This window comes from Caldicoprobacter sp. (assembly GCF_047459465.1).
Taxonomy (GTDB): domain Bacteria; phylum Bacillota; class Clostridia; order Caldicoprobacterales; family Caldicoprobacteraceae; genus Caldicoprobacter.
In genome coordinates, this window is sequence record NZ_VSCO01000044.1 from 1 (window position 1) to 13,409 (window position 13,409).

The 13,409-nt window shown below is 46.9% G+C and carries 11 protein-coding genes; 10 read left to right on the top strand and 1 reads right to left on the bottom strand.

Features of this window, described 5'->3' with window-relative positions:
- The 3 genes from FWJ59_RS04500 to FWJ59_RS04510 form a co-directional block, all read left to right on the top strand.
- The coding region (locus FWJ59_RS04500; protein ID WP_414480791.1) for a hypothetical protein at positions 1–606 on the top strand (606 nt) is incomplete at its 5' end.
- A 489-nt stretch (positions 607–1,095) separates the two neighbouring features.
- Positions 1,096–1,779 (top strand): ABC transporter ATP-binding protein, encoded by a 684-nt coding sequence (locus tag FWJ59_RS04505; RefSeq protein WP_025747162.1) that lies wholly within the window; start codon positions 1,096–1,098, stop codon positions 1,777–1,779.
- The gene (locus FWJ59_RS04510; RefSeq protein ID WP_414480792.1) at positions 1,776–4,403 is read left to right on the top strand and encodes an ABC transporter permease; all 2,628 of its coding nucleotides are present in this window, start codon (positions 1,776–1,778) and stop codon (positions 4,401–4,403) included. The genes FWJ59_RS04505 and FWJ59_RS04510 overlap by 4 nt, the downstream gene beginning before the upstream one ends.
- 130 nt (positions 4,404–4,533) lie before the next feature.
- On the opposite strand, the gene FWJ59_RS04515 is transcribed toward FWJ59_RS04510, so the two are convergent.
- Complete coding sequence (locus FWJ59_RS04515) at positions 4,534–5,955, bottom strand: NCS2 family permease (protein ID WP_414480793.1); 1,422 nt, start codon at positions 5,953–5,955, stop codon at positions 4,534–4,536.
- Positions 5,956–6,307: 352 nt separating this feature from the next.
- On the opposite strand from FWJ59_RS04515, the gene FWJ59_RS04520 reads away from it, so the two are divergent.
- The 7 genes from FWJ59_RS04520 (at position 6,308) to FWJ59_RS04550 (ending at position 13,269) form a co-directional block, all read left to right on the top strand.
- Positions 6,308–7,462, top strand: coding sequence for an ABC transporter substrate-binding protein (locus tag FWJ59_RS04520; RefSeq protein WP_025747159.1), 1,155 nt, complete (start codon positions 6,308–6,310; stop codon positions 7,460–7,462).
- A gap of 178 nt (positions 7,463–7,640) precedes the next feature.
- The gene (locus FWJ59_RS04525) at positions 7,641–8,525 is read left to right on the top strand and encodes a branched-chain amino acid ABC transporter permease (RefSeq protein ID WP_414480794.1); all 885 of its coding nucleotides are present in this window, start codon (positions 7,641–7,643) and stop codon (positions 8,523–8,525) included.
- A 6-nt stretch (positions 8,526–8,531) separates the two neighbouring features.
- Positions 8,532–9,503, top strand: a complete 972-nt coding sequence (locus FWJ59_RS04530; protein ID WP_414480795.1) for a branched-chain amino acid ABC transporter permease — start codon at positions 8,532–8,534, stop codon at positions 9,501–9,503.
- 2 nt (positions 9,504–9,505) lie between these two features.
- Positions 9,506–10,291 carry an ABC transporter ATP-binding protein gene (locus FWJ59_RS04535; RefSeq protein ID WP_414480796.1) on the top strand — a complete coding sequence of 262 codons (786 nt, stop codon included), beginning with the start codon at positions 9,506–9,508 and terminating at the stop codon, positions 10,289–10,291.
- Positions 10,284–10,988, top strand: coding sequence for an ABC transporter ATP-binding protein (locus FWJ59_RS04540; protein ID WP_414480797.1), 705 nt, complete (start codon positions 10,284–10,286; stop codon positions 10,986–10,988). Before FWJ59_RS04535 ends, FWJ59_RS04540 begins: the two co-directional genes overlap by 8 nt.
- A 4-nt stretch (positions 10,989–10,992) precedes the next feature.
- A complete protein-coding gene (locus tag FWJ59_RS04545; protein ID WP_414480798.1) occupies positions 10,993–11,634 on the top strand; it encodes a CBS and ACT domain-containing protein in 642 nt (213 codons plus the stop codon).
- A 456-nt stretch (positions 11,635–12,090) separates the two neighbouring features.
- Positions 12,091–13,269 carry a coenzyme F420-0:L-glutamate ligase gene (locus tag FWJ59_RS04550; RefSeq protein WP_414480799.1) on the top strand — a complete coding sequence of 393 codons (1,179 nt, stop codon included), beginning with the start codon at positions 12,091–12,093 and terminating at the stop codon, positions 13,267–13,269.
- The last annotated feature ends 140 nt before the right edge of the window (positions 13,270–13,409 follow it).

Genomic DNA, 13,409 nt, shown 5'->3' on the forward strand with positions numbered 1-13,409 from the left:
GTACGAGCCTCTTTTGTCGATATTCAAAACATGAATTTGGATGATTTGTTGGAATATAAAGTTTCAGGGGGAGGACCACTTTATGAAGAGGATATTTCATTTTCAAAGCTGGTTGCCGATTCCGAAGTAATAGTTAAGGTGGTAGCTTCCGAAAGGAAGTTCTTGCAAGGTACATCTTTAACAGGTGTTAAAGTTATTTCTGTCTATAAAGGGGACAGTGATCTGGCGAATAGCACGATATACGTTTTTGAACCGTGTTATTTCAACTTTGAGAGCCGTTTGTTTTTTGCTTACAACGGATATAATTTTATGAAGTGCGGGGAGGAATACATCTTATTTCTAAAAAAATGGCCGTATATGGACTACATGAGATATAATCCATTTTATAGGAATAAGAACATATATGTGCTGTTACACAATGGAGGCATTGATAAATACTGCACAACGGGCGTTTTATTTGATAAAGTCCTGTCTCCGGAACAAGAGTATTGCTATGGACAGATAGCGGAGTATGAGGTAATTACTTACAGCCAGGAAGAATTAAATAAATACAATGAAATTAAAAAACAAGTTTTGGAACAATTTTTAAATTCAATAAATGATTAGCCTAGCGTTAATAATTACTTTATTTGTATAGGGTAGTATTTGCTATGTATATGATAGCATTAATCTTGTATCCACAAAATTAATCCTATTTTTAGCGTAGTATTTGCTGTGTACAGAGTGGTGTTTGCTGAAGATTAAGTGTGAAATTACTGTGCGTATTCTCATAAAAATGGTCTAAAGCCATTTTTTATTCCTATGGATGTGAATGGTATTACCTGTACCGCAACAGGGGAGGACAAGACCCGGAACTGCCATTCTGCATTCGTATTGTAAAAATGGTATTGGTTGTACCGGATAAGTAGGAGAGGGGGAGACTTTGACATGAAATTTGCAAAACCATCAATGCAGTTATCAATATATTGAAAAACCGCATAGAGCATACTTCAGAGCATGGTAAAAGTGACAAAACTGTCACAGAACCGGTCACTTGAATGTCACACCGTTGTGGTAGACTCATCCTCGAAACTAAAAATGCTCTGGAGGTGCTATATGGAGATACTACGGGTTGAAAATCTCACAAAGGTATACGGCAAGGGGGAGACGGCGGTCACCGCTCTGGACAACGTCTCCTTTTCGGTGGAGAAGGGCGAGTTTGTGGCCATTGTCGGGCCGTCAGGGTCGGGCAAGTCGACGCTGCTGCACATACTAGGCGGGGTGGATTTTCCCACCTCGGGCAAGGTATACATCGACGGCACTGACATCTACAGCCTGGACAGGTCAAGGCTTGCTATTTTCAGGCGCAGGCAGATCGGCCTGATCTATCAGTTCTACAATCTGATTCCCGTGCTCGATGTGGAGGAAAACATAATGCTGCCTCTGCTGCTCGACGGCAGAAAGGAAGATAAGGCACGCTTGAATGAGCTGCTTACCACTCTGGGCCTTAAGGATAGGGCAAAGCATTTACCAAACCAGCTGTCGGGCGGGCAGCAGCAGAGGGTGGCCATAGGCCGCGCTCTCATAACCAATCCCGCTTTGATACTGGCGGATGAGCCCACGGGCAACCTGGACAGCAAAAACAGCGCCGAAATCATCGAACTGCTCAAGCTGTACAATCAGAAGTACAATCAGACCCTCATAATCGTGACGCACGATGAGAGGATTGCGCTGCAGGCCAGCCGCATCATCAGCCTCGAGGATGGCAGGATCGTAAGTGATGAGGTGATCAGGCCATGAACGTCATGAACAGGGTTACGCTGGCAACGCTGAAGAGGAGCAAAACCCGCACCATCGTCACCATCATTGGCATTATTCTGTCCACTGCCATGATAGCTGCCGTGACCACTTTTATATCCAGCTTTCAAAATTTCCTGATTAACTATACAAAGGCCGATACGGGAGACTGGCACGCAGTTCTTTACAACGCTGACCTTGATACAATTGAGGGCATTAGCCAAAACCGGGAGGTACAGGAGGTTGCTGTAACCAAAGGGATAGGCTATGCGCTGCTCGAGGGCGGTTTGAACGAGTATAAGCCCTATCTGTATGTCCTGGGGTTTGATGAAAAGGCATTTGAGATGTTGCCGGTGCATTTAAAAAGCGGCAGGCTTCCACAAAATGAAAACGAGGTTGTCGTGCCCTATCACGTCTTCACCAACGGCGGCGTGCAGTATAAGGTAGGCGATACCATTGAGCTCGACATTGGCTACCGGGTTTTAGACGATGGTACCGTCCTGGGGCAGAAGGATTATTACAGGCACGAGGAGGATGGCGCATCGGAGAAGCTGGTGGTCACAGGTACCAGGACGTATAAAGTGGTGGGGATCTGCGAAAGGCCACCGTTTGCGATAGAGGAGTACTCTGCCCCAGGATATACCCTTATCACCGTTCTTGATAAAAGCAAGCTGGGGGAGAACGACACGGCCAATGTGTATATAAAGCTCAAAAATCCCCGAAGGGTATACGACATATATGACAACCTCGGCATGGATAAGCTGCAGTACAAAGATTATGAATACAATGACGACTTGCTTAGGTTTATGGGTATAAGCCAGAACGACAATTTTACAGCTGTTTTGTATAGCCTTGCGGCCATATTGATTGCACTGATTATGGCCGGCTCGGTGTCGTTCATCTACAACTCGTTTTCCATTTCGGTCAGCGAGCGCAAGAAGTACTTTGGCCTGCTATCCAGCATCGGCGCTACCGCACAGCAGCTCAAGCATTCGGTGTTTTTCGAGGCCCTTGTGCTGGCAGCTATAGGCATACCCGTAGGTATATTATCGGGCATCGCCGGCATAGGCGTTACGCTGCATTTATTGAGGGATATGTTTGCCAGCATCATGTCTCTGGGTGACCGCGTGTCTATGACGCTGTCGGTGTCCATCCCCTCCGTGATAGCGGCGGTGGTCCTGGCTCTAGTTACCATACTGGTATCGGCCTATATACCGGCATGGCGCAGCGGAAAGATATCGCCAATTGATGCCATCAGGCAGACGACTGACATCAAGCTCACTGCGCGGCAGGTCAGGACATGGCGCTTGACACGCAAGCTGTTCGGCATGGAAGGAGATCTGGCACTGAAAAATTTAAAGAGGAGCCGCAAGCGTTACCGCAGTACTGTGGTCTCGCTGTTCATGAGCATAGTCCTGTTCGTATCGGCCTCGGCCTTTTCGATGTATCTTATGGACAGCGTTTCCAATGTATATCAGAATGTGGATTATGACCTGTATTACTTTACCAACGAAAGAGGCGATTTGAAGGATTCCACTCTTAAGGTTTACAGGGATATCGTTTTGCTGGACAGCATAGAACAGGGCTCCATTGTGAGGGAACTTTATGCCTTTACTGATATTCCGAAGGAGTACCTTAATCAATCGTTTTATGACGAGATGATTGATAATGGTTTTATCCCCCACGGAGAAGAGGCTCCCATAAATGTGATCTTGTACAGCGTTGACCGCGATACCTTTAAATACTACGTGCGCCAGTTGGGGCTTGATGAATCGCTCTTTACAAATCCCGATTCCCCTGCCGGGATTGCAATAGATTACCAGCACTATTATGATGACCAGCAAAAGAGGTTTATAAATTCCAGCATATTTAGCAGCAAAAAGCCCGAGAGCATAGCCTTGACTGTTGTTCATCAGGAAGATGGTGAAAGGCAATTGAAGGAGGATATCCAACTTGTCGCCTTTGCCAATGAGGCTCCGTTCGGGGTGCCGGATTATGCTTCCTCCTTTAATTCAATCCTTGTGGTGGTCAGCGATGAAATAAGAAAGGCCATTTTTGATGGTGACGAGAAAATCTGGGGCCCTGCAAATATGTATTTCGCTGCTGTAGATCCTTTTGAAGCCGAGCAGGACATAATGGATATACTTGTGGATGCGGGTCTTCCAACGCACAACCTGCTTAATATAGCAGGGTATATACAGAACAGCCGCAATATCGTCACCATTATATCGGTGTTCTCCTACGGGTTTATAATACTCATTTCCCTCATAAGCATTGCAAACGTGTTTAATACCATCTCCACCAATATTAACTTAAGGAGAATAGAATTTGCCATGCTGAAATCGGTGGGCATGACTGACAGCAGCTTCAACAGGATGCTGAACTATGAGTGTATATTTTACGGACTTAAAGCCCTGCTTTACGGGCTGCCGGTTTCGGTGCTGATCACCTACCTGATCCATATCAGCATACGGCAAGGGGTTGAAATGCCCTTCCGCCTGCCCACAGGTAGCATAATCATAAGCGTATTGAGCGTGTTTTTCGTGGTGTTTGCCAGCATGGTGTATTCCATGAGGAAGATACGGCATGAGAACATCATGGACGCCATAAAGAGCGAGAGCGTGTAAGGAATAAATGGCCTTGCAAAGAGTTATATTGACCAGAGGGCAAACGAAAAGGGCGCCGGCTTGAGTATTAGGCCGGCGCCCTTTTTGATGATTACACAACGTCCAATTTTTACGCTATGCGGGATAAAGTTTATTCAATAAAGATAAGCATGATGAAGTTTAGTATAAACAGCAGCGTCGATACTATCAGGATGGGATGGATGTCTTTAAGCTGCTTTTTGCAGATTTTGATCAGGCAGTAGAATATGAATCCCGTTGCAATGCCGTAAGAAATGCTGTAGCAAAGGGCCATGAAGATGCCTGCAAAGAATGCGGGGATTGCTTCCTCTATATCATCCCACTTGATCTCCTTGAAGGCTGACATCATCATGATGCCGACTGCGATGAGGGCCGGAGCAGTTGCCTGTGCGGGCACCAGGCCGGCTACAGGTGCCAAGAAGATGCAGGCTAGCATCAAAAGCGCCGTCACAACGCTGGTCAAGCCGGTACGCCCGCCAGCACCTATGCCCGCAGCGCTTTCAACATAGGTGGTGGTATTGGAGGTGCCAAATATGGCGCCGATCGAAGTGGCGATGGCGTCGGCAAACAAAGCTTTGTCCATCTTGGATTTGAAACCGCTGCTGGTTTCCATGAGCCTTATATCCTCGTCGGTGAATATGCCGCTTTGACGGCCGGTGCCTATGAAAGTGCCGATGGTGTCAAATGTGTCGGCAAGGCTGAAGGAGAATATGGTAATCAGCACTAGAGGGATTTTTTCGGGGTCGGAGAACAGGGAACCCATTCCTTCAGGGCCAAAGGCTGCACCAAAGGTGGTGCCCAGCTTAGCGAATGCCTCACCGATTCCCGAGGTGGTTCCAAGCTGCGAAACATCCACCACTCCCATGGGGATACCGATGATGGTGGTGGCTATAATGCCGATTAAAATTGCCCCTCTTACCTTGAACACCAGCAGAATAAAAGTCAAAACGATGCCGATGATGGCGAGAATGACGGTTGGGTTGTTGAAGGTTACAAGGGCTGGAACAATGCTCGAATTGGATATGACAGTGCCGCTTTCCAGCATTTCATATGTTCCAGGATCCGAAGTGAACTTCAAAAGCCCGGCGTTCTTAATTCCTATATAAGCTATAAAGATGCCGATACCGCCGCCGATTGCATTTTGCAGGCTGACGGGGATTGATTTGATGATGGATTTACGAATCTTGGTCACCGTGATGATGATGTTTATGATGCCGCAGATGAAAACCATTGCCAGCGCCTGCTGCCAGCTAAATCCCAGGCCAAAACATACAGTATAGGTAAAGAAAGCATTAAGCCCCATTCCGGGAGCCTGTGCATAGGGCACGTTGGCGAAAAGGCCCATGACCAGAGTGCCTACCACCGAAGCAATGATTGTGGCTAAAAATACGGCTTCCCGTGGCATGCCCGTCTGTGAGAGGATAGCTGGATTGACGAAAATGATGTAAGACATGGCGAAGAAGGTAGTAAGGCCTGCGAGAATTTCGGTTGATACTGTGGAGCCGTTTTCCCTGATTTTGAAAAATTTCTCCATAAATAAAACCTCCTTTTAAAATATAGTCGAACGATTGTTATGATTTTGTAAAAAACTTATGGGTTGTAACCATTTAATTATGCCGATAATGTGTTTTACATTCATATAATACCGTATATTCTTCAAAATTGCAATTGAAATTTTCGAAATCCATTTATCTTTTTTAGCATTATAAAGTGTAAAAAGCTGTGAAATGGAATGGATAAGCTTATAAATTTTCATTTTTATTTAATTATAAACATTTGGACGCTATATTAATGTAGGAACAATAGGTCTAAAACCGCTGATTTGTATATTGACACGGCGTTAACCGTTATAGTATTATTTATAAAAATACGGAGGGGTGAATAGGATGAAGAAGTACAGCGTAATTTTCTTGTTGGTCATGTCTATGTTGGTGTTTGCCGGTTGTTCTCAAACGGTCTCTACGGATCAGAATGTCATCAAGATAGGCGTCAACTACGAGCTGTCTGGCGGCGTTGCGACTTATGGTCAAAGCTCGGTAGAAGGTATAGAGCTGGCTATTGAGCAGATTAATGAGGCTGGCGGCATAAACGGTAAGAAAATTCAGCTCGTAAAGTATGACAACAAATCCGATGCGTCAGAAGCCACTACCCTGACTACCAGGTTGATAACCCAGGACAAAGTAGTGGCTGTACTGGGACCTGCTACTTCTGGAGCTTTCATGGCTACCATTCCGGTAGCAAACCAGAACAAGGTACCTGTAATTTCGGGTTCGGCTACTGCCGACAACGTAACGGTAGACGATAAGGGCGTAAAGGAATACGCCTTCCGCATCTGCTTTACCGATTCTCAGCAGGGCAACGCGGTAGCCAAGTTCGCCTTAGAAAACCTTTCTAGCAAGAAGGCCGTCATAATCATGGATAGCTCAAGCGATTACGCCAAAGGACTTGCAGAAGCTTTTACTTCCACTTTTGAGGCTGGAGGCGGCACCATTGTGGCCCAGGAAGCCTATATGTCAGGCGATACCGACTTTAATGCCGTATTGACCAGCATAAAGGGGAAGGACTTCGATGTGATATTTATTCCGGGCTATTACAATGAGGCGGGGTTGATCATCAAGCAAGCGCGTGCACAGGGCATAGACGTTCCCATACTTGGGGCCGACGGCTTTGATTCGCCCAAGCTGGCCGAACTGGCCGGTGCTGAGGCCCTCAACAACGTTTACTTTAGCAATCACTATTCTTCGGTGGACCCCAGCCCTGTGGTAGCCGACTTTGTGGAGGCCTTTAAGGCCAAGTACAAGAAGGAGCCCGACGCCTTTAACGCATTGGGGTATGACCTGGCCAAATTTGTAGTTGACGCTATAAGCCGAGCCGAGAAGCTGGACGGCGAATCGTTGAAGAAGGCCTTGGAGGCAACCGAGAATTTTGAAGGCGTAACTGGAACCATGAGCGTTGACGAGAATCATAATGTGGTGAAGGATATAATCGTCATCGAATTGAAGGATGGAAAACAGTACAAAACCTATAGAGTTACCGAATAAATGAAATACCATACAGTGTGATCATCCTGCATATAAGTGAGGGCGTTTATTGCGTCCTCACTTATATGCGTTTAGACAGCCCATGGATGTTTTATTTTGGGCAGTACCAGGACTTTGTGATTTTGTGGAGATGGCTATTAGTATGGCTATTAGAATATAGAGGAAGAAGGGAGAGCGTGTGGAGCAGCTGTTACAGCAGATTGTCAATGGCATATCGCTGGGGAGCATATATGCGCTTATCGCTTTGGGATATACGATGGTATACGGCATTATAAAGCTGATAAACTTTGCCCACTGCGATGTATACATGATAGGCGCTTATGTGGGGTATGTGTGCATGGCCAAGCTGGGTTTGGACTTTTTCCCCTCCCTGCTTGCTTCCATGCTGGTTTGTACCTTGCTGGGCGTTGTAATCGAAAAGATTGCCTACAAACCTTTGCGCAATGCTACCAGGATTACCGCGCTCATAACCGCCATAGGCGTATCGCTATTTTTGGAGTATACCACTATGTTCTTTGCTGGCGCAGACGTGAGGACCTATCCGCCCATGACCGGGTTTATGGCAAAGACCTTCAAAATGGGAGATGTGGTAATATCGGCCCAGCAGATTCTAATCGCACTCATAACCGTCATTTTGATGGTGCTACTACAGCTTATCGTCAAGAAGACCAGGATCGGCAAGGCAATGCGTGCCGTTTCCCTGGATAAGGATGCTGCCGAACTTATGGGCATCGATGTAGACTCAACCATTTCTTTTACCTTTGCTTTGGGATCGGCTTTGGCCGGAGCTGCGGGGATTTTGGTTGGCGTGTATTATAACTCCATCAATCCGCTGATGGGCGTTTTGCCTGGGTTAAAGGCCTTTGTTGCAGCCGTTTTTGGAGGCATCGGCATAATACCGGGAGCCATGCTGGGCGGATATTTAATAGGAATTATAGAGGTTTTTGTGGCGGGATTGGGATATTCAATGTACAGAGATGCTGTGGTGTTTGCCATTCTGATATTGATCCTTATTTTAAGGCCGGCAGGACTACTTGGTAAAAATACCGGGGAGAAGGTGTAGTGCAATATGAAGGGCAAGCTGAGTGCTCAATTTATAAGGAGACTTGTTCTAATCGTATTGACATATGGGGTTGTTCAACTGCTCATTTCGGTTAACATTATAAATGATTACTTGCAGGCCACACTGACCACTATCTGCATAAACATCATATTGGCTGTTAGCCTTAATCTAATTACGGGGTTTACCGGCCAGTTTTCGCTGGGACATGCCGGCTTTATGTCCATAGGTGCCTATACCTGTGCTCTGATCATTCTTAAAAACCCTACTATTCCCCACTTTTTGCTGGGTACTCTGCTGGGAGCCTTACTGGCAGCCTTGGTGGGTTTTCTGGTGGGATTGCCCACCTTGCGCCTTCGAGGGGACTACCTGGCCATTGCCACGCTGGGCATGGCAGAGATAATAAGGATCTTGTTTATCAATATGGACAATATTACCAACGGTCCACGGGGTTTGAGCGGTATACCCAGATTTGTCAACTGGACGTGGCTGTTTATCTTTACGGTTGGAACGGTGCTGCTGATAAGGAACTTTTTAAACTCATCCCATGGAAGGGCCTGTATAGCCATACGCGAGGATGAAATAGCAGCCGAGACCATGGGCATCAACACCACATGGTACAAGGTTCTGGCTTTTGTAATAGGCGCTTTTTGTGCGGGCATAGCCGGAGCGCTGTATGCTTCATATTTCTATTTTATAAAGCCCGACATATTCGGATTTCTAAAGTCGGTGGATATCCTGGTTATAGTGGTACTTGGAGGGATGGGAAGCATATCGGGATCCATTTTGGCGGCTATTTTGCTGGCAGTTATATCCACCTTGCTTCAATCGTTTTCCGAAATCCGCATGATACTGTATGCTCTCATTTTGATCGTGATAATGATATTCCGCCCCCAGGGCTTGCTCGGTTCAAAGGAGATCTCGCTCTCTATGTTCAGCAGGTTGGGCAAGTTTTTTGCGTTTGAGAAGGAGGCAAAATAGACATGCCGTTGCTCAAGGTACACAAGCTTACCAAATCCTTTGGCGGATTGACCGCCGTTTTAAACGTGGGTATAGAGCTTAAGCAGGGCGAACTGGTAGGGTTGATAGGTCCCAACGGTGCCGGTAAAACTACTGTGTTCAACCTTTTAACCGGAGTTTACGTTCCAACCAGCGGCAACATTATCCTGGACAAGGATGGTGTCCAGCAAGAGCTGCAGGGCATGAAGCCACACAGAATATGCAAAGCGGGAGTGGCAAGGACATTCCAAAATATCCGCCTGTTTAAGGACCTCACGGTATTTGACAACGTGCGTATCGCCATGCATAAAAACGTACAATATGGGCTATTGTCCAGCTTTTTGCACCTGCCATCCTATCACAGGGAAGAGAAGCGGATCAGCGAAGCCACAATGGAGCTTCTTAAGATCTTCAAGCTGGATGGCAAAAAGGATGAGTATGCCAAAAACCTGCCCTACGGGGAACAGCGCCATCTGGAGATCGCGCGGGCATTGGCCACTAATCCCAGCCTGCTATTGCTGGATGAGCCGGCTGCCGGCATGAACCCTGCCGAGACGGCTCAGCTTACCGAGCTGATAAAGTGGATCAGGGAGAAGTTCAACCTGACCATTCTTCTCATCGAGCACGATATGTCTCTGGTTATGAAGATATGCGAGCGCGTCTACGTGCTGGATTACGGAATATTGATTGCTGAAGGTACTCCGGATGAGATAAGGTCAAACAAGAGGGTCATAGAGGCGTATTTGGGAGAGGATGTTGGCGATGTTTGAAATTAAGGATCTCCATGTGCATTATGGCGTAATACACGTTTTAAAAGGGGTCTCTTTGACGGTCAACGATGGGGAGATTGTAACTCTGATAGGTGCTAACGGAGCCGGCAAGACCACCACATTGCGCACCATATCGGGTTTAAAAAAGCCTACCAGCGGTCAGATTGTACTGGACGGCGTGGATATAACTAATACCTCTGCTCAGGAAAGGGTCAAGATGGGCATTTCCCATGTGCCCGAGGGACGACACGTGTTTCCCAGCATGACGGTTTTGGAAAACCTGGAACTGGGAGCTTATCTGAGGAAGGATAAGGAGGGCATTGCAAAGGATTTAAAGAGAGTATATGACCTTTTCCCGGTGCTGGCCGACAGGCGAAAGCAGCTGGCCGGTACTTTATCAGGCGGGGAACAGCAGATGCTGGCAATCGGCCGGGCTTTGATGAGCCGCCCAAAAATTTTGCTGCTGGACGAGCCTTCCATGGGGCTTGCACCCTTGTTAGTCCAGGAAATTTTTAGTATAATAAAAGATGTAAACAGCAAAGGGACGACGGTGCTGCTGGTGGAGCAAAACGCAAGGATGGCGCTACAGATCGCGCATCGCGCTTATGTAATAGAGACCGGAAGGATTGTGCTTTCGGGCACCGGCGCTGAACTGATGGAGAGCGAAGATATTAAAAAAGCATATCTAGGGGGTTAATGCTATGTTCGTGAAAAACAGGATGACTACCAACCCGTTTACCATCTCTCCCGATCAGACCGTTCCGGATGCTCAGGAGCTCATGATGAAGCACGGCATAAGGCGGCTGCCGGTTGTCAAGGACGGCAAGCTGGTGGGCGTGGTCACGAAAGAGGACATCGAACGGTATTCGCCATCCAAGGCGACCAGCCTCAGCATGGGCGAGATCATCTATCTGCTATCCAAAACCAAGATAAAGCAGATCATGACCAAAGACGTGGTCACCATATCGCCCAACGCCCTTTTGGAAGAGGCGGCCACCCTCATGCGAGATCAAAAGGTGGGCTTTTTGCCGGTAGTGGACGGAGATAAACTGGTAGGGATCATAACCGAGAGCGATATTTTCGATGCTTTCATTGAACTGCTGGGCTTCCGTGAGAAGGGTACCAGGCTCACTATCGAAGCGTCGGATGAGCCCGGCATTTTGGCTAGGCTGACGGGCATTTTTGCCCAGTATGGCGCCAACATCACCCGCGTGGCGGTTTTCCGCGGGGCGGATGGAACCAGTAGCGTTGTGGTGGGCATAAACTCTTTTAACACCGCCGATATAGAAAAAACGCTTGAAGAGAACGGCTTTAAGATCCTGTATAAGTTGCAAAATGAGTAGGTTGCGGCTGTACATGCTTTCCTGCTCGATTATGGCGGGAAAGCTTTTTTATTTTTTGAGAGAAGAGCAAGTTGGATAAAAGGTTGATTTAAGATATAAGGCAGAAAAAGACATTGCAGATAGATATAAAGATAAATGAAAAATAATAAGATATAAGAGGTTGAAAGTTGTTGTAGTGATTAGAGTAATAAAGGTGATGCCCGACTATAAAAGAAATTTCCCAGCTCGTTGCCATTTATAGTAGTAAAGTTTGAAAATTTTGAGGTCCCTTTCATGCGGGAGAGGCCTTTGGACTGATAAAAATAGCTTATACTTTTGATAATTTTTATTAATTGGATTTATGGTTGCAAATGGTATATAATCGTATTTGAATGCCTTCGTTGATGGATTATTTTCGGTTGAAAGGATGACGGTACATCGGTTTGGCATATAAATCGGAGAAGTGGAGGTATGCACATGAGGACGGTGGGTACGCAGGCGAGGGGCATACGCCTGCCCATAATAAACAAAGGGGATGACCTGGTGGAAATAGTGGCCAAAGCGGTGGTGGAGTCCAGCCGAGCGGAAGGCTATGCCCTGCATGACAGGGATATAGTGGGTATTACAGAATCGATAGTGGCAAGGGCTCAGGGAAACTATGCCACCATTGATCACATCGCGCAGGACGTGGCGGAAAAATATCCCGATGGCGAAGTAGGAGTGGTGTTCCCCATACTCAGCCGCAACAGGTTTTCCATGCTGCTTTTAGGCATTGCCAGAGGAGTTAAAAAGGTTTACCTTCAGCTGAGTTACCCTACCGATGAGGTGGGCAATCCCATTCTCACATGGGATGAGCTGGACGAGAAAGGGATTAACCCATATACCGATACATTGACCGAAGAGGAATTCTATAGATATTTTGGACATGGAGCTATTCACCCCTTTACCGGCATAGACTATATAAAATACTACAAGGAGCTGGTTGAGGGAGTTACCATAATATTTTCCAACGACCCCAGGGCTATATTGAAGTATACTCCACACGTGCTGGCCGCCGATATCCATACCCGTTTTAGAACCAAGCGCCTGCTAAAACAGGCGGGAGCCAGGACGGTCTATGGGCTGGACGATATCCTGACCCGGCCGGTCAATGGCAGCGGCTATCATCCGCAGTACGGCTTGTTGGGATCCAATAAGGCTTCCGAGACCACCATAAAGCTCTTCCCAAGGGATGGAGAAGAGTTGGTAAATCGGCTGCAAGCACGGCTTAGGGAGCTGACCGGCAAGCACATGGAGGTAATGATATACGGCGATGGCGCCTTTAAGGACCCGGTAAGCGGCATATGGGAGCTGGCAGACCCGGTGGTGTCACCCGCATATACCAAAGGGTTGGAGGGTGTCCCTAACGAGGTCAAACTGAAATATTTGGCCGATAATATGGATATTAAAGAAAACATCGAGGAAAAGATAAGGGAAATTATAAGGTCCAAGGATAAAAACCTGGTGGGCAGCATGGTATCCCAGGGTACTACTCCTCGCCGTTTGACCGACCTTTTAGGGAGCCTTTGCGACTTGGTAAGCGGTAGCGGCGATAAGGGGACGCCGGTGGTACTTATTCAGGGATACTTCGATAATTATGCTTCTGATGTTGAATGAGCGGTTTTAGTCGTTGTTGACAGTTTGCCAGAAGGTTGCTATATTAAAGATAAAAGCGCCATATGGTTTAGGATCCAATGGCAAAATCTAATGGCTTGAAGAACTCGTTGCTCTAGGTGTTGGGTTTTAAAGGCCGTTTG